Source organism: Bradyrhizobium sp. WSM4872 (assembly GCF_055811715.1).
The window spans coordinates 135,278-151,067 of the sequence record NZ_JBVVPT010000002.1 but is presented as its reverse complement, the minus strand read 5'-3'; the positions used below and the strand labels follow the sequence as shown (position 1 = coordinate 151,067).

Genomic DNA, 15,790 nt, shown 5'->3' with positions numbered 1-15,790 from the left:
GAGGACGACATGACAGACGCAGATGCCAAGCAGCAAGTTCATCCCCGACCGCATCAGCGGTCGGGTTCGACATCAGACATTTCTTCACAGCAAACCTGGCGATATGCGGTAGCCGGATTGTCAGCATCGCTGGTCGGACTTGGCCTCGCGCGCTTTTCCTACACGCCGCTGATCCCGGCTCTGATCGCCGCAAAATGGTTCGACCCGTCCGACGTCGTCTATCTCGGTGCAGCGAACCTGGCCGGCTATCTCGCCGGCGCGCTCGCGGCGCGGACCGTGGCCGCGCGCATCGGCGCCGTTCGCGCTTTGCGGGCGATGATGCTGCTCGCGACCCTCTCTTTTTTTGCCAGCTCAACCCCGGTGTCGTTCACCTGGTTTTTCGCCTGGCGCTTCCTGTCGGGGCTCACCGGCGGAATCATCATGGTGCTGGCGGCCTCCGTCATTCTGCCCCATACCTCGGCCGCGAAGCCCGGCGTGGTCGGCGGCGTGATCTTTGCCGGTGTCGGGCTCGGTGTCGCCGCATCGGGCACGCTGGTGCCGCTATTGCTGCAGCAAGGCTTGCAACAGAGTTGGTATGGTCTTGGCGTGGTCTCGGGCACGCTCACGCTGGTGAGCTGGTGGAACTGGCCTGCCGAGGCCAAGACCGATACCGTGTCGTCGCAGCGGGCGAAGCACGCTTCGCCCGCCATTCGCGGCTTGCTCGTCCAATACGGCCTCAACGCGGTGGCGCTGGTGCCGCACATGGTCTTCATCGTCGATTTCGTCGCGCGCGGCCTCGGCCAAGGTATTGCCGCGGGATCGCACTACTGGGTGCTCTACGGCCTTGGCGCAATCGTCGGCCCCCTGGTCACAGGTCATCTCGGCGATCGCGCTGGGTTTGGACCCGCGCTACGCGCCGCCTTCCTGATCGAAGCGGCCGCCGTGTTGCTCCCGACCGTCAGTACCGCGCCTCTCTCGCTGATCGTGTCGAGCGTGGTGGTCGGCGGCTTCACACCCGGCATCGTACCGCTCGTGCTCGGACGTATCCATGAGCTGGTCCCCCATTCTGCCGAGCAGCAGCGCAGGACGTGGAGCCATGCCACGACCAGCTTTGCGCTGTTCCAGGCGGCCGCGGCCTACGGCTTCTCCTGGATCTACGCGCAGACCGGCGGCGATTATCTCGTCCTGTTCGCGCTGGGCGGTGGCGCCGTGGTGCTCGCACTCGCGATTGATCTTGCCCTGCCGCTTACCACGCGCAACGCTTAGAACGCTGAGGTCGTCGCGATCAGGAATATTGCATCACGCCGTCGTCGATCCGGCCGAACCGCAAGGAGACGATGTCGAGCGCGTAGTTCTGGTAGAGCCGCCACGGCTGCTTCGAGCCTTGCTTCGGCATCTTTGTGACCGAGCGCTGCACATAACCCGAGGTGAAATCGAGCGACGGCTGCGCCGTGATCGTGGGATCGTCATTATGCGGCATGCACTGCCGAAAATTGTGCCGGTCCATGTAGTTGACGAGCCGACAGACATATTCGCAAGTGAGGTCGCATTTCAGTGTCCATGATGCGTTGGTGTAGCCGAAGGCGGAGGCCATGTTGGGCACGTCGGCATACATCATGCCTTTGTAGGTCAGCGTATTGGCGAAATCGACGGCGCGGCCGTCGACGCTCACCTCCAACCCACCGACGACCTGGAGCACCAGTCCCGTCGCGGTCACGATGATGTCCGCCGCAAGCTCGCTGCCGTCCTTCAGGCGGATACCGCCGTGGGTGAACATGTCGATCTCTTTGGTCACCACGGAGGCGCGCTGCTCGCGGATCGCCTTGAACAGGTCGCCATCCGGCACGAGGCAGAGCCGCTGGTCCCAGGGATTGTAGCGCGGCGTGAAATGGGTCGCGACGTCGTAATCGGGGCCGAGCGCCATCTGCACGCCCTTGAGAACCAGCTCCTTGACCTTCGCAGGGCGTCGCCGACTGAGCTGGAAGAAGAACATCCCCCACATCACGTTTCGCCAGCGGATCAGATGATAGGCAAGCCGCGTCGGCAGATTGCGCCGCAATTTGTTGGCGACGGGATCCTGCGCCGGGCGCGATACCACATAGGTCGGCGAGCGCTGCAGCATGGTGACCTGCGCGGCGGTCTTGGCGAGCTCAGGCACCAGCGTCACCGCGGTCGCGCCCGAGCCGATCACGACGACGCGCTTGCCCGCGCAGTCGATGTCGTCGGACCATTTCTGCGGATGCACGATGCGGCCGGCGAAATCGGCGACGCCCGGAAACTCCGGCGTGTATCCTGCCTCGTATTTGTAATAGCCCGAGCACATGAACAGGAAATTGCAGGAGAAGCGCACGATTTCGGTAGCGCCCTCGCCGGTGATGCGCTCGGCCTCGACGGTCCAGCGCGCCTCACTCGTCGACCACGCCGCACGCTTGACACGATGGTGGAAGCGGATGTGCTTCTCGATGCCGTTCTCGGCTGCGGTTTCGCGAACGTAGTTGAGGATTTGCGCGCCATCGGCGATCGCCTTCGGATCGGTCCACGGCTTGAAAGAATAGCCGAGCGTGAACATGTCGCTGTCGGAGCGGACGCCCGGATAGCGAAACAGGTCCCAGGTGCCGCCGATGCAGTCGCGCCCCTCGAGGATGACGTAGCTCTTGTCCGGGCATTTGGTCTGAAGGTGATAGCCCGCGCCGATGCCGGACAGGCCGGCACCGACGATCAGCACGTCGAAATGGTCTTGAGCCATTGTTTCCTCCGCTGTCAACGATTGTCTGACCGGGACGATCCCTCGTCAACTAGCAATCGGCTCTAACACAACCGCGAGGAAACACGTGCGTCGCACTCAACAACAACAAAGCCCCGGATCGCTCCGGGGCTCTGCGTCGATGATCGATGTGATCAGCGGATCAGTAGCGGTAATGGTCCGACTTGTACGGACCTTCCTGCTTGACGCCGATGTAGTCGGCTTGGTCCTTGCGCAGCTCAGTCAGCTTGACGCCGATCTTGGCGAGGTGCAGGCGCGCCACCTTTTCGTCGAGCGACTTCGGCAGCACGTAGACTTCCTTCTTGTACTTGCCGTCCTTGTTGTTGGCGAAAAGCTCGATCTGCGCCAGCGTCTGGTTGGTGAAGGAGGCCGACATCACGAAGGACGGATGGCCCATCGCATTGCCGAGGTTCACGAGGCGGCCTTCCGACAGCATGATGATGCGATGCTTGTCGGGGAATTCGATCTCGTCGACCTGCGGCTTGATGTTGGTCCATTTCAGGTTACGCAGACCCGCGATCTGGATCTCGTTGTCGAAGTGACCGATGTTGCAGACGATGGCGCGATCCTTCATCGCGCGCATGTGCTCGATCGTGATGATGTCCTTGTTGCCGGTCGCGGTGACGAAGATGTCGGCGCGGGGCGCGGCATCTTCCATGGTCACGACTTCATAGCCTTCCATCGCCGCCTGCAGCGCGCAGATCGGATCGACTTCGGAAACCAAGACGCGGCAGCCGGCCTGGCGCAGCGAGGCGGCCGAACCCTTGCCGACGTCGCCGAAGCCCGCGACCATCGCGATCTTGCCCGACATCATCACATCGGTGCCGCGGCGGATGCCGTCGACCAGCGATTCACGGCAGCCATAGAGGTTGTCGAACTTCGACTTGGTGACGCTGTCGTTGACGTTGATGGCCGGCCATAGCAGCGTGCCGGCCTTCTGCATGTCATAGAGACGATGCACGCCCGTGGTGGTCTCTTCGGAAACGCCCTTGATGCTCTTGGCGATCTCGGCGAAGTAGCCCTTCGGCTTCTCCTTGAGCTGCTTCTTCAAAAGCGCGAAGAAGACTTCCTCTTCTTCCGAACCCGGCTTGTCCAGGAACTTGGTGTCGCCGTTCTCGGCGCGCAGGCCGAGGTGGACGTACATGGTGGCGTCGCCGCCGTCGTCGAGGATCATGTTCGGGTGACCGCCGCCGTGCCAGTCGAACAGCTTGGCGGTATAATCCCAGTACTCGGTAAGGCTCTCACCCTTGACCGCGAACACCGGAATGCCGGCGGCTGCGATCGCCGCCGCGGCGTGGTCCTGCGTCGAATAGATGTTGCAGGAGACCCAGCGGATGTCGGCGCCGAGCGCGGCCAGCGTCTCGATCAGCACGCCGGTCTGGATTGTCATGTGCAGCGAGCCGGCGATGCGTGCGCCCTTCAGCGGCTGCTTCGGGCCGTACTCCTCGCGGGTGGCCATCAGGCCGGGCATCTCGGTCTCGGCGAGGGAGAGCTCCTTGCGGCCGAAATCGGCGAGCGAAATGTCCTTGACGATGTAATCGGTGAAGCCGGGCTTCGCGTTCATTGCGGGCGTCCTATTGTTAAATTGGTCGTTCCGGGTCGCCCTGGAGGGGCGGGCCCGGAATCTCGATGGAAGAATTCCGGGTTCGCCGCTGTGGCGGCGTCCCGGGAATGACGTCGGCGATCAGACCGCGCGCTTGAGCGCTTCGACGAGATCGGTCTTCTCCCAGGAGAAGCCGCCCTCGTTGTCGGGGGTACGGCCGAAATGGCCATAGGCGGAGGTGCGCGCGTAGATCGGGCGGTTGAGATCGAGATGGCTGCGGATGCCACGCGGGGTGAGATCCATTGCCTTAGCGGCGGCCTTCTCGAGCTGATCCTCCGACACCTTACCGGTGCCGTGGGTGTCGATGTAGATCGACAGCGGACGCGCCACGCCGATGGCGTAGGCGAGCTGCAGCGTGCATCGGTCGGCAAGACCGGCCGCGACGATGTTCTTGGCGACGTAGCGGGCCGCGTAAGCTGCGGAGCGGTCGACCTTGGTCGGATCCTTGCCGGAGAACGCGCCGCCACCGTGCGGAGCCGCGCCACCATAGGTATCGACGATGATCTTGCGGCCGGTCAGGCCGGAATCGCCGTCGGGACCGCCGATGTAGAACTTGCCGGTCGGGTTGATGTGCCAGATGGTCTTCGCCGTGATCCAATCCTTCGGCAGCGCCTCGCGCACATAGGGCTCGACGATGTCGCGAATCTGCTTGGACGAGATGTCCTCGACCAGATGCTGATGCGACACCACGATCTCGCGCACGCCGACCGGCTTGCCGTTCTCGTACTGCACGGTGACCTGGCTCTTGGAGTCCGGGCCCAACACCTTCTCGCGGCCGGAGTGGCGCGCTTCCGAGATGAGGCGCAGGATCTTATGGGCGTAGAAGATCGGCGCCGGCATCAGATCTGGCGTCTCGTTGGTGGCGTAGCCGAACATGATGCCCTGGTCGCCCGCGCCCTCTTCCTTGACTTCGCCCGGCTGCAGCGCATCCACGCCCTGCGCGATGTCGGCGGACTGGGGATGCAGCAGGATCTCGATGTCGGCCTTCTGCCAGTGGAAACCTTCCTGCTCGTAACCGATGTCCTTGATCGCGGCGCGCACGACACCTTCGATCTGCTCGTTGGTGACGGATGCGGGACCGCGGGTCTCACCGGCGATCACGACCTTGTTGGTGGTCGCGAGCGTTTCGCAGGCGGCACGGATTTGCCAGGGATCGATGCCTGCTTTCGGTCCTTCGCGGTAGAACAGATCGACGATCTCGTCGGAGATCCGGTCGCACACCTTGTCCGGATGGCCTTCGGACACGGACTCGCTGGTGAAGAGATAGGACGCGCGCATCAGTAACCCCTTGTTCCGCCGCTAGCTGGCGGGCGTTGCGATATTTAGCTTTGAATGATGTCAATCACGCCGGCGCGAGATGACGTAGGATTCGTCGAGAAACCAGAGCCCATTGTACTTTCGCAGCACGTCCCTGGCGGCATCCAGAGTGCGGCCGTTTTGAGTCATTTCCGTCAACCGGTCGTCCTCAATCTGAGCCACATACACCGCCGCATTCCAGGCTGCAAAGGCCGTCGAGGTTCCGATAGTGCCCGTCACCTCGTTGGGCAGCGCTTCCATATCATACCTGAAGATCGAGCGGTTATCTGCATAAGCATTAAAATTTAGGTCGCGGCCCACCGAGCCGAGCTCGTACTTCACCGCGCGCAATAGCTCATGACGGCTCACCGAGAAAGGATTTTCTCCGGGCCAGATCGCCTGGATCATCTCCATGCCCGGATCCTGGCCATGGGAGTGAATCCCGATCAGGCGGCCGCCCGCCCGCAAGGCCCGGGCTAGGGGCGCAATGATCCGTTTTGCCCGAAAATTGACCGAGGACAGCGCGCGGTATGGCTGGGATGCAATAACGAGGTCGAAATTGGCCTCGGCCTGGCCCGGCCGTGGAATGGTCGAATCGAGCAGAAATCGCTGGTCTTCACGGTAGAGCACCAGCACGACAGGCCGCTCATAGAGCGGCATCCCCGTGCGCGGGCTGACCGCCGCGCGCCAGTTCTGCTCCAAAAACGGCTTCAGCTCCGCAATTTGCGTCTCGAACTCGCCCGAGGAAGCCCCCCGCAGGGGAACCTCATGCCAGACGGTCGCGGCGGCTGCCCCAGGCGATGCCGGCGTGAGCCAGGGCGCCTCCGCGTAGAGCATGTTGGTAAAAACGAACACCGAGGCCGGATGCTCGAAAATGCGATCCGGCACCTTGTCCAGCGTCAGGCGGAGGTCCTCGAGACTGAGCTCCTTGCCGGCGACATAGAACGGCATGTGCGGAAAGCGCTGATGCATCGAGCGCAGCACGCGCGCCAGCACCGTGCCGTCGCCAACGCCGGCATCGAACACGCGCAGCGCCGGCGGCCGGGGATGGATGCTGGCGAGCTCCAGCGCCACGCGCTCGGCGACGACCCGCTTCTCACTGCAAGTGTGGACGAACAGCAGGTATTTCTGGCGGTTCTCGAAAAAGCGGAAATTGCCGCGGGGATCGCGCTTTTCGGGCGGCACCTGAAGCCCCCGCGGCGGCGGCACGCCGCCGGCCATCGATGCGGCCATGTAGGCCTGGATCCGGTCCAGCGTGTCGATGGTGATGCGCTTGCCCTCGCGCAGGCGGTGCACGAGCTTCCCATCGTTCACCGCGCGCCGGCCGAACGTCGATTCCGCCATGTCCGCCTTACGGCAGAACTCGGTGATTTGGCTTAGGATTTCGTCGTTCTTCATGAAGTGGGACGCAGTGGGCAGAAGGGTTGGGTAACGCCTCCTAGCAAAATCTGCCCACTGAGGGAATAGGGATAGAGCCCCACCGTTTGCCATGTGCACGAAAGCGAGGCCGTGAACCACCTTCCCCTGCCGGGCAACCAACAGACGCCTCCTCAACGGGACCACCGCCAATGCGTCGCCCGCTCGTCGCGCTCTGCCTGCTCGCCGCAATCCTGTGGTCGGCGCCCGCTTTTGCGCAGGCGCGCAACCAGCTTGGGCCGCTCTGCACCACCGACACGACGCCCGCAGACCAGATGATCGACGCCTGCAGCAAGATCATCGCGCTGAAGGTGTTCAAAGGCGAGCAGCTCGCGACGGTCTACTTCTGGCGCGCGGTGGGCTGGAACAAGAAGGGCGATTACGCCAAGGTCATAACCGACGCCACAGAAACGATCCGGCTTCAGCCGAACCAGGCAGCCTATAATCTCAGGGGATCGGCTTACTACGACAGAGGCGAGTACGAGATCGCGATCACCGATTTCGACGATGCGCTGAAGCTGGGTCCGCCGAGCGGTACCATCTTCCATAATCGCGGCAATGCCTGGCGCGGCAAGGGCGACTACGCCAAAGCCATTGCCGATTACGATATGTCGATCAAGGCCGATCCCAGATCGGCGTTCTCGTTCCAGAACCGCGGCATCGCGAAGGAGGCACTCGGCGATCTCGACGGCGCGCTGGCCGACATCAACCAGGCGATCCGGCTCGACCCGACACTGCCGCAGCCGCTGATCAACCGGACCGCGATCTGGCGTGTCAGAGGCGATTACGATCGCGCGATTGCCGACGGCAGCGAAGCGATTCGGCTTGCGAAGGAGAAGCCGCCCGTCAACATCATGACGCCGCCGAACAGCGTCCTGATCTCGGGCTACACCCATCGCGCACTGGCCTATGAGGCGAAAGGCGATTACGCGCACGCGAGCGACGACTACAAGGCCACGCTGGCGATCGCGGCGTCCGATGCCGGCAGCAAGGCCAATCAAGCCACCGCAAAGGTGCGGCTGTCGCTGGTCACCGACGCAAGTGCACCGATCCCGCGCGATGCGCCGTCACCGACGACCGAGCCGGCAAAGACACCGGCTCCCCAGCAGACGGGGGCCGCGCCGCTCCCCTCGCCTGCTCCCGCCGCGCGCGGCACGCGCATGGCGCTGATCATCGGCAATGGCGCCTATGCGCATGTCAAGGCACTGCCCAATCCGCCCAACGACGCGCGCGCTGTCGCGAAGAGCCTGCGCAACATTGGCTTCACTGTGTCGGAAGGCGTCGATCTCGACCGCGCGGCGATGCAGAAGATGACACGTGACTTCTTGCGGGAGGCGGCGCGGGCGCAGGTCGTGGTGGTCTACTATGCCGGCCACGGCGTGCAGGTCGAAGGCCGCAACTATCTCATTCCCGTCGACGTCGAGCTCAAGCCGGGCGCGAGGATGACGGACGCAATGATCGATATGGACACGATCATGTCCGGCCTCGACGACCAGGTCCGCACCAACATTTTGATCTTCGATGCCTGCCGCAACAATCCGATGGCACAGCAGGTCGCATCAGTCGGCACTAACCGCGCCATCGAAGCTGCCTCGGGCCTCGCAGCGCCAACGAGTCTCGGAGCCGGCGCGACGCTCGGCGCCGGCACGCTGATCGCTTTCGCCACTGCGCCGGGCCAGGTCGCACTCGACGGCGAAGGCGCCAACTCGCCGTTCTCCGCCGCGCTCTCCCGCCATCTCGGCACGCCCGGCCTGGAAGTCCAGCAGATGCTGACGCGGGTGCGGGCCGAGGTGGTCTCGACCACGAAGAACAAGCAGGTGCCGTGGTCGAACTCGTCGCTGCTCGGCGAGGTTTATCTGGCGGACAAGTGAGATAGTCTCGTGCCCCGGACGCAGCGCAGCGCTTCTTCAGCGGTGCGCTGCAGAGCTGGGGCCCATGTCTCCGCAGTGCAGTTCGTGCCCTTCCGGGTCTCGGCTCTGCGCCGCAACGCTAAAGCGTTACAGGGCGTCCGGGACACGAGCGAGGCCAGGGTCGCACTGATCTGTGCGTCAGTTGCCCCACACTTCCTTCGCGATCTCCACGGCGAGGCTGAGCTTGGCCCACTGCTCCTCTTCGGAGAGGACGTTGCCCTCCTCCGTCGAGGCAAAACCGCACTGAGGAGAGAGTGCAAGCTGCTCCAACGGCGCGAACTTGGCGGCTTCCTCGAGACGGCGCTTGATGTCATCCCTCTTCTCGAGTTCACCGAACTTCGAGGTGATGACGCCGACCACGACAACCTTGTTACCCTTGGGCAGGAAGCGCAGCGGCTCGAAGCCACCGGCACGGTCGCTGTCGTATTCGAGGAAATAGCCGTCGTAATTGGTGCCGGCGAGCATGGTCTCGGCAACCGGCTCGTAGCCGCCTGACGAAATCCAGGTCGAACGGAAATTGCCGCGGCAGACATGCGTCGTCACCACCATGTCGGCGGGCTTTTCGGCCAGCGCGTAGTTGATGATGCGCGCATAGATCTGCTGGAGACCCTCGGGATTGTCGCCCCGCTCGCGCGCCTTCTGCAATTCGTCCGGCGAGCAAAGATACGCCCACACGGTGTCGTCGAACTGGAGATAGCGGCAGCCGGCGTCGTAGAACGCCTTCACGGCCTTGCGATAGGTCTTGCCGAGGTCTTCGTAGAAGGCGTCGAGATCGGGATAGACGTCCTTGGAGATCGCCTTGCGGCCGCCCCGGAAATGCAGCACCGCCGGCGACGGGATCGTCATCTTGGCGGTGACGTGGGCCTGGTCGGCGACCTTCTTCAGGAAGCGGAAGTGGTCCAGCATCGGATGGTCATCGGGGAAATCGAGCTTGCCGATCACGCGGACCGCGTCGTGCCGAGTCTGCACGCCTGCGAACTGAATGCCGGAGTCAGGATGGAACAGCTCGCAGCCGGTGAGCTTGGCCAGGAAGTCGAAATGCCACCAGGAGCGGCGGAATTCGCCGTCGGTTGCGAGCTTCAGGCCGAGCGAGGCCTGCTTGTGCACGACCTTCTCGATCTCCATGTCCTCGATCTTGCGCAGATCGTCGGCCGAGATCTCGCCCTTCTCCAGCCTCGCGCGGGCTTCCTTGATCTTGGCGGGGCGCAAGAGGCTGCCGACCTCGTCGGCGCGGAAGGGGGCTTTGGTTCGTTGCATTTCTTACTCCCAGTTATTTTTAGTGGGCCGCCGCCCCTGCAACGCCGAGGTGGCGCTCGAGGACCGACGGGTCGGCCTTCAGCGCGGCGCTCGGGGCGTCGTGGACGATCGTTCCGCGCTCCAATATCACAACACGGTCGGCCAGCCCCAGAATCTTTTGGGCATTCTGCTCGACGATGATCGAGCAGATGCCGCCCGCCCGGGCAATGGCCCCGATCGCCTTCAAGAGCTCCTCGACAATGATGGGGGCAAGGCCCTCGGTCGGCTCGTCCAGGAGAAGCACTTTCGGATTTAGGGTCAGCGCGCGGCCGATTGCCAACATCTGCTGCTCACCGCCGGAGAGCTGGTTGCCAAAATTGCTCCGCCGCTCCTTCAACCGCGGGAACATCTCGTAGACCCTCTCGACGGTCCAGGGACCGGGCTGGGCCACTGCGGACATGTTCTCCTCCACCGTGAGCGAGCGGAAGATATTGCGCTCCTGCGGCACCCAGCCGATCCCGGCGCGCGCCCGCTGGTCCGGCCGCAAGATCGTGACGTCGGTGCCAGCCAGCCCGACGGTGCCGGAGAAGCGACGGGTGACGCCGACGATCGAATTGATCAGCGTTGTCTTGCCGGTGCCGTTGCGCCCCAACAGCGCCAGCACCTGGCCTTCGGCGAGACGCAGGGACATGTTCGGCAGCACCACTGCCTCGCCGTAGCCGGCGCGAAGCGAGTCGATCGCGAGCAGGTCAGACATTGACCGCCTCCTCGCCGAGATAGACCGCCTTGACCTGCGGGTCGCGCGCGACCTGCTCGGGCGGGCCTTCTGTGAGCAGCGCACCGGAGACCAGGACAGAGATGCGGTCGGCAAAGGAGAACACGAGGTCCATGTCGTGCTCGATCAGTAGCACGGTGACGTCGCGGGGCAGGCTGCCGACGACGGCGAGAATGTCGTGGCGCTCGCTCTCGGGCACGCCGGCGGCGGGCTCATCCAGCAGCAGCACGCGCGGCTTGGCGGCGATCGCGACCGCGATCTCGAGCAGGCGCTGCTTGCCGTAAGGCAGCGTCACGGTCAGTTCGTTCATGACGTCGAGCAGGTGGAAGCGCGTCAGGAGGTCGGCGATCTCGCCGTTGACGTCGCTGCGCGTACCCATCCGCCGCCACCAGTCGCCGCCATGGCCGAGGCGCTCGGAGACAGCGAGACCGATGGTCTCGAGCGGGGTCAGGTCGGGATAGAGCTGGTTGATCTGGAAGGTACGCGACAAGCCGCGCAACACGCGCTTGTGCACGGGCAGATCGGTGATGTCCTGGCCTTCGAGCAGGATGCGGCCCGAGTTCGGCTTGAGCACGCCGGTGAGCTGGTTGATGACCGTGGTCTTGCCGGCGCCGTTCGGGCCGATCAGCGCGTGGCGGGCGCCTTGTTCGATTTTTAGCGACAAGTCGCGGGTGACGCGCAGACCGCCGAACTGCTTTTCGAGATTCTGGGTTTCGAGCGCGATGGTCATGCGTCGCTCTCCGGCACGGCGACGACGGCCTTGCGCCCGGCTATCTGCCTGATGACCAGATTGGGCACATACAGCATCCAGCGATGCAGGCGCTGGCGACCGACCAGGACGATCACGACCAGCACGAGGCCGATCCAGAACTGCCAGTATTGCGGAGTGATGGTGGAGAACAATTCCTGGAGCATGCGGAACAGCACCGCGCCAATCAGTCCGCCGTAGAGATAGCCGGTGCCGCCGATCACGAGGACCAGCATCAGGTCCGCGGAGCGCTCGAAGGCGAACACGTCGAGCGAGGCGATTGCGGTGGTCTGGGTGAACAGTGCGCCTGCGATGCCGGCATAGAACGCCGCGAGCGTGTAGATCGCAATCAGGCGGCGGTTGACGGGAATGCCGATCGCAGCCGCGCGCAGCGGATTGTTCTTGATCGCCCGCAATGACAGGCCGAACGGCGAATGCACGACCCGGCGGGCGAACAGGAACAACAGGAACAGAACGGCAAGCGAGTAGAAGAAGCCGGTCTTGCCGAACATGTCGAACGGGATCTCGCCGAAGATCGGCTGCATCTCGATACCCTGCAGACCGTCAGTGCCGCCGGTGATGTTGGAGAAGCGTTCGGCCAGCGCCTCAAGCAGCAACGCGATGCCAAGCGTCACCATCAGCCGCGTCAGGTCGACGCCGCGGATCACCAGGAAGCTGGTGGCGAAGCCGAGCACCATCGCCACAAGCCCGGCGACGACAAGCGCAAGCACGGGCTCGTTGATGATCCCGTGCAGCGCAAGAAGCCCCGCCGCGTAAGCGCCGACGCCGAAGAAGGCGGCATGGCCGAGCGAGACGATGCCGGCGTAACCGAGGATCAGATCGAGCGACATCGCAAACAGCGCGAGCCGCAGGATGTCCGTCATGATCAGGTAGCGCGAGGGAAATGCGAAGCCGCAGGCCAGCACGATCAGCCAGAAAGCGGCCTCGCCAAAGTGCCAGCGTGCCTGGCGCTGAGCGTGATAGCCGACGTCGGAGGAGGCGCTCATCGGCGAACTCAACGCGCGGCCGTGCGGCCGAACAGACCGTTCGGGCGCCAGATCAGGATCACGATCATCATGGTGTAGATCACGAAAGGTCCCATCTTCGGCACGTAATATTTTCCGGCGACGTCGCCGATGCCGAGCAGCAGCGAGGCGAGAAACGGGCCGGTGATCGAGGACGAGCCGCCGACCGTGACCACGATCAGGAAGTAGATCATGAACTTCAGCGGAAAGTACGGGTCGAGGCCGAGGATCTCGGCGCTCAGCGCGCCGCCGAGCCCGGCCAGGCCGCAGCCAAAAGCAAATGTGAAGGCGAAGACCTGCGGCACGTTGATCCCGAGGCCGCTCGCGGCGCGGGGATCGTCGACCGCGGCGCGCAGGCGGCTGCCGAACCGCGTCTTCGCCAGCACCATCTGGAGACCAATCGTGAGCAGCCCGCAGATCACGATGATCATCAGCCGGTAGCGGCCGATGCCGACGCCGAACACGTCGAACTGGCCCTGGAGCGCCGCCGGCAGGTTGATGAAGACCCGCGAGGAGCCCTGGATGTAGTCGACGGCCGCGACCGACATGAAAGTGAGGCCGATCGTGAACAGCACTTGGTCGAGATGGCTGCGCGCATAGAGGTGTCGGTACAGCGTGCGCTCGAGCACGATGCCGATCGCAGCAGAGGAGACGAAGGCAAGCGGCAACGCAGCGAAGAACGGCCAGCCCATCCGGTTGACCAGCACCATGCAGACATAGCCGCCGGCCATGGCGAAGGCGCCATGGGCGAGGTTGACGAAGTTCATCAGGCCGAGCGTGACCGCGAGCCCGCAAGCCAGCACGAACAGCAGCATGCCGTAGGCAACGCCATCGAACAGGTTAGTGAGGATTGAGGTCATCGTCTCAGCTTGGAGTTGGGCGTCATGGCCGGGCTTGTCCCGGCCATCCACGTTCTTGGTTCGACTCTCGCGTGGATGCCCGAGTCAGCCCGGGCATGACGAGAGTGGCGGGCGAGATCCCCGATGCGCGCCAATGCGCGCTCGGGATGACGCGCTTTCGTGCGTCACTTCTTGGTCTTGCCGAGATCCTTGACGGCCTCGAAGGTCGCGAACTCGACGTTGTAGAGCTCGCCGTCAACCTTCTCGACCTTCCGGATGTAGATGTTCTGCACGATGTCGCGGGTCTCGGGGTCGATCGAGATCGGGCCGCGCGGGCTCTCCCACTTCTGGCCCTTCATGGCCTCGACCAGCTTGGTGCCATCGGTGTCGCCATTGGTCTTCTTCAGCGCTTCGTAGATCAGGTGAATGCCGTCATAGCCGCTCACGGCCATGAAGCCCGGCCGGTTTCCGTAGGCCTTCTTATAGGCCGCGACGAAATCCTTGTTCATCTGCGAGGGATGCGCCGCGGAATAGAGGTGCGCGGTGACCGTGCCCAGCACGGCGTCGCCCATGTTGTTGAGGAGATCGTCGTCGGTGACGTCGCCCGGTCCGATCACCTTGATGCCGGCCTTGTCCAGCCCGCGTTCGGCATACTGCTTCATGAAGTTGCCGCCCTGGCCGGCCGGCACGAACACGAAGATCGCGTCAGGCTTGGCGTCCTTCATACGCTGGAGGAACGGTGCGAAATCGGGATTGGCAAGCGGCGTCTTGACCTCTTCGACCACTTCGCCGCCACCGGCGGTGAAGTTCTGCTTGAAGAAGTTGAGCGCGTCATTGCCCGGCGCGTAGTCCGAGGTCAAGGTCGCCACCTTCTTGATGCCGTTCTTCACCGCCCAGTCGGCGATGATGGTGGAGGACTGCGCCAGCGTGAAGCTGGTGCGCACGATGTAGGGCGAGCGCTCGGTGATGATGGAGGTGCCGGCGGCCATCACGACTTCCGGGATCTTGGCTTGCGTGGCCAGCGGCGCCGCCGCGAGCGCGGCCGGCGTCACGCCGAAGCCGGCGATGAAATGGACCTTGTCGTTGACGATCAACTCCTGCGCGGCGGTCTTGGTCTTGTCGGGAATCGCCGCATCGTCCTTGAGGATGATCTCGATTTTCTTGCCGGCGACGGTGTCGCCCTTCTGCTGCATGTAGAGCTTGATCGCGTTCTCGATCTGCTTGCCGGTCGAGGCTTGGCCGCCGGTCATCGGCAGGATCAGGCCGACCTTGACGCTGTCCTCGGCCTTGGCCGGAGCGATGGCCGCGAGGCTCGCGATGGCGGCAGCTGCTGCGGCCCAAGCAGTCTTATGAGACAGTTTTTTTCGTTCGAACATCAGATGTCCCTCCCCTTCATTCCTGATCTCTTGTGCGCCGGACCGAGTCCCCGGTCCTTGCCTTAAGTCTAGCTCACGCACGCGTGATGTCGCGCGCAACATGGCGTCTTTCGCGCCCTTATTGTCAATCGGACGTTTGGCGACCATTCGGCGCAAGCCGCGCGTTCCGATTGCCGACGGCGGAAGCGATGTCGGGTTACGCTTGAGTAACCCCGGCATCGTGATTGCGGTCGCCATCATTTGTACGATTGTACAAATAAAATGGACCTGTCAACGAAAAAGCCTCTTTGCTGATCAAGCCACTTTGTCGCGAACCCTTTGCCGCAGTCTACAAACGCAGGAGGCCGGGTGGATGGAGGATTTCGTCTTTTGTTTGCAGAATTTGAACACGGCACGGCTTGGGGCCAGGCAAGACTCGGTAGCTAATTACCTACCTCGAATAAGTCTATTTTACCTTGTTGAAGGCTACTCTCCCGGCGACAGCCTGACCTGGCGTCCAACACGACTGACCTCGCCTCCGTACAATGCCCAGATCCTCTCGTTTCCTCCTGATCCTCCTCGCCCTCTCCGCGGGCCTGTCCGGCTGCGGTACCGTCAACGAAAAGCTCTCGTCGGGCATGGGCGACTACGTCCCGCAATGGGCCGGCGGCTTGCCGGCGGACGCCCCGCCGCGAGCGGGCACCCCGCAATACGATGCTTACATGAAGGAGCGCGAGCGCAGGCGGCTGATGCCGGCAGCGGATCGCGAAAAGGAAGAGCAGGCGCAGAAGGGCGTGACGGGCTCAGCGTCCGGCAGCGCGGTGCGCTAGGACGCGCCCCTCGC

Annotated in this window: 13 protein-coding genes; 3 read left to right on the top strand and 10 right to left on the bottom strand. The window is 63.6% G+C overall.

All coding sequences use genetic code 11. The features are described 5' to 3' along the window. Nucleotides 1–9: 9 nt before the first annotated feature. On the top strand, nucleotides 10–1,245 hold the full coding sequence (locus AC0L3C_RS03830; RefSeq protein WP_473407215.1) for a YbfB/YjiJ family MFS transporter: 1,236 nt from the start codon (nucleotides 10–12) through the stop codon (nucleotides 1,243–1,245). A gap of 19 nt (nucleotides 1,246–1,264) precedes the next feature. Here the strand turns inward: AC0L3C_RS03830 and AC0L3C_RS03825 are convergent, their stop codons facing one another. The 4 genes from AC0L3C_RS03825 to AC0L3C_RS03810 all read right to left on the bottom strand — a co-directional run bounded on the left by AC0L3C_RS03825 (nucleotide 1,265) and on the right by AC0L3C_RS03810 (nucleotide 7,040). Then, nucleotides 1,265–2,725, bottom strand: a complete 1,461-nt coding sequence (locus tag AC0L3C_RS03825) for a flavin-containing monooxygenase (protein ID WP_473407214.1) — start codon at nucleotides 2,723–2,725, stop codon at nucleotides 1,265–1,267. A gap of 160 nt (nucleotides 2,726–2,885) precedes the next feature. Further along, a complete protein-coding gene (ahcY, locus tag AC0L3C_RS03820; RefSeq protein ID WP_473364329.1) occupies nucleotides 2,886–4,307 on the bottom strand; it encodes an adenosylhomocysteinase in 1,422 nt (473 codons plus the stop codon). 120 nt (nucleotides 4,308–4,427) lie between these two features. Next, a complete protein-coding gene (gene metK / locus AC0L3C_RS03815) occupies nucleotides 4,428–5,624 on the bottom strand; it encodes a methionine adenosyltransferase (protein WP_247290184.1) in 1,197 nt (398 codons plus the stop codon). Between the two features lie 60 nt (nucleotides 5,625–5,684). Then, a complete protein-coding gene (locus tag AC0L3C_RS03810) occupies nucleotides 5,685–7,040 on the bottom strand; it encodes a hypothetical protein (RefSeq protein ID WP_473407380.1) in 1,356 nt (451 codons plus the stop codon). Between the two features lie 170 nt (nucleotides 7,041–7,210). Between AC0L3C_RS03810 and AC0L3C_RS03805 the strand changes: the two genes are divergently transcribed. Further along, nucleotides 7,211–8,929 carry a caspase family protein gene (locus AC0L3C_RS03805; protein WP_473407213.1) on the top strand — a complete coding sequence of 573 codons (1,719 nt, stop codon included), beginning with the start codon at nucleotides 7,211–7,213 and terminating at the stop codon, nucleotides 8,927–8,929. A gap of 177 nt (nucleotides 8,930–9,106) precedes the next feature. On the opposite strand, the gene AC0L3C_RS03800 is transcribed toward AC0L3C_RS03805, so the two are convergent. The 6 genes from AC0L3C_RS03800 to AC0L3C_RS03775 all read right to left on the bottom strand — a co-directional run bounded on the left by AC0L3C_RS03800 (nucleotide 9,107) and on the right by AC0L3C_RS03775 (nucleotide 14,967). Continuing rightward, entirely contained in the window at nucleotides 9,107–10,225 is a 1,119-nt protein-coding gene (locus AC0L3C_RS03800) for a cobalamin-independent methionine synthase II family protein (protein ID WP_473407212.1), read from the bottom strand. A gap of 19 nt (nucleotides 10,226–10,244) precedes the next feature. Next, entirely contained in the window at nucleotides 10,245–10,961 is a 717-nt protein-coding gene (locus tag AC0L3C_RS03795) for an ABC transporter ATP-binding protein (protein ID WP_473407211.1), read from the bottom strand. After that, nucleotides 10,954–11,709, bottom strand: coding sequence for an ABC transporter ATP-binding protein (locus tag AC0L3C_RS03790; RefSeq protein WP_473407210.1), 756 nt, complete (start codon nucleotides 11,707–11,709; stop codon nucleotides 10,954–10,956). Before AC0L3C_RS03790 ends, AC0L3C_RS03795 begins: the two co-directional genes overlap by 8 nt. Next, the gene (locus AC0L3C_RS03785; RefSeq protein ID WP_473407209.1) at nucleotides 11,706–12,734 is read right to left on the bottom strand and encodes a branched-chain amino acid ABC transporter permease; all 1,029 of its coding nucleotides are present in this window, start codon (nucleotides 12,732–12,734) and stop codon (nucleotides 11,706–11,708) included. Before AC0L3C_RS03785 ends, AC0L3C_RS03790 begins: the two co-directional genes overlap by 4 nt. Nucleotides 12,735–12,742: 8 nt before the next feature. Continuing rightward, nucleotides 12,743–13,612, bottom strand: a complete 870-nt coding sequence (locus AC0L3C_RS03780) for a branched-chain amino acid ABC transporter permease (protein WP_007612509.1) — start codon at nucleotides 13,610–13,612, stop codon at nucleotides 12,743–12,745. 164 nt (nucleotides 13,613–13,776) lie between these two features. Then, a complete protein-coding gene (locus tag AC0L3C_RS03775) occupies nucleotides 13,777–14,967 on the bottom strand; it encodes an ABC transporter substrate-binding protein (RefSeq protein WP_473407208.1) in 1,191 nt (396 codons plus the stop codon). 524 nt (nucleotides 14,968–15,491) lie between these two features. On the opposite strand from AC0L3C_RS03775, the gene AC0L3C_RS03770 reads away from it, so the two are divergent. Beyond that, the gene (locus AC0L3C_RS03770) at nucleotides 15,492–15,776 is read left to right on the top strand and encodes a hypothetical protein (RefSeq protein ID WP_473407207.1); all 285 of its coding nucleotides are present in this window, start codon (nucleotides 15,492–15,494) and stop codon (nucleotides 15,774–15,776) included. Nucleotides 15,777–15,790: the final 14 nt, after the last annotated feature.

What these genes read in the sequence shown, in the direction of transcription:
- AC0L3C_RS03805 (WP_473407213.1), top strand. Translation starts at nt 7,211, where the DNA reads ATGCGTCGCCCGCTCGTCGCGCTCTGCCTGCTCGCCGCAATCCTGTGG.
- ahcY (WP_473364329.1), bottom strand. Translation starts at nt 4,307, where the DNA reads ATGAACGCGAAGCCCGGCTTCACCGATTACATCGTCAAGGACATTTCG.
- AC0L3C_RS03785 (WP_473407209.1), bottom strand. Translation starts at nt 12,734, where the DNA reads ATGAGCGCCTCCTCCGACGTCGGCTATCACGCTCAGCGCCAGGCACGC.
- AC0L3C_RS03790 (WP_473407210.1), bottom strand. Translation starts at nt 11,709, where the DNA reads ATGACCATCGCGCTCGAAACCCAGAATCTCGAAAAGCAGTTCGGCGGT.
- AC0L3C_RS03780 (WP_007612509.1), bottom strand. Translation starts at nt 13,612, where the DNA reads ATGACCTCAATCCTCACTAACCTGTTCGATGGCGTTGCCTACGGCATG.
- AC0L3C_RS03770 (WP_473407207.1), top strand. Translation starts at nt 15,492, where the DNA reads ATGCCCAGATCCTCTCGTTTCCTCCTGATCCTCCTCGCCCTCTCCGCG.
- metK (WP_247290184.1), bottom strand. Translation starts at nt 5,624, where the DNA reads ATGCGCGCGTCCTATCTCTTCACCAGCGAGTCCGTGTCCGAAGGCCAT.
- AC0L3C_RS03795 (WP_473407211.1), bottom strand. Translation starts at nt 10,961, where the DNA reads ATGTCTGACCTGCTCGCGATCGACTCGCTTCGCGCCGGCTACGGCGAG.
- AC0L3C_RS03810 (WP_473407380.1), bottom strand. Translation starts at nt 7,040, where the DNA reads ATGAAGAACGACGAAATCCTAAGCCAAATCACCGAGTTCTGCCGTAAG.
- AC0L3C_RS03800 (WP_473407212.1), bottom strand. Translation starts at nt 10,225, where the DNA reads ATGCAACGAACCAAAGCCCCCTTCCGCGCCGACGAGGTCGGCAGCCTC.
- AC0L3C_RS03825 (WP_473407214.1), bottom strand. Translation starts at nt 2,725, where the DNA reads ATGGCTCAAGACCATTTCGACGTGCTGATCGTCGGTGCCGGCCTGTCC.
- AC0L3C_RS03775 (WP_473407208.1), bottom strand. Translation starts at nt 14,967, where the DNA reads ATGTTCGAACGAAAAAAACTGTCTCATAAGACTGCTTGGGCCGCAGCA.
- AC0L3C_RS03830 (WP_473407215.1), top strand. Translation starts at nt 10, where the DNA reads ATGACAGACGCAGATGCCAAGCAGCAAGTTCATCCCCGACCGCATCAG.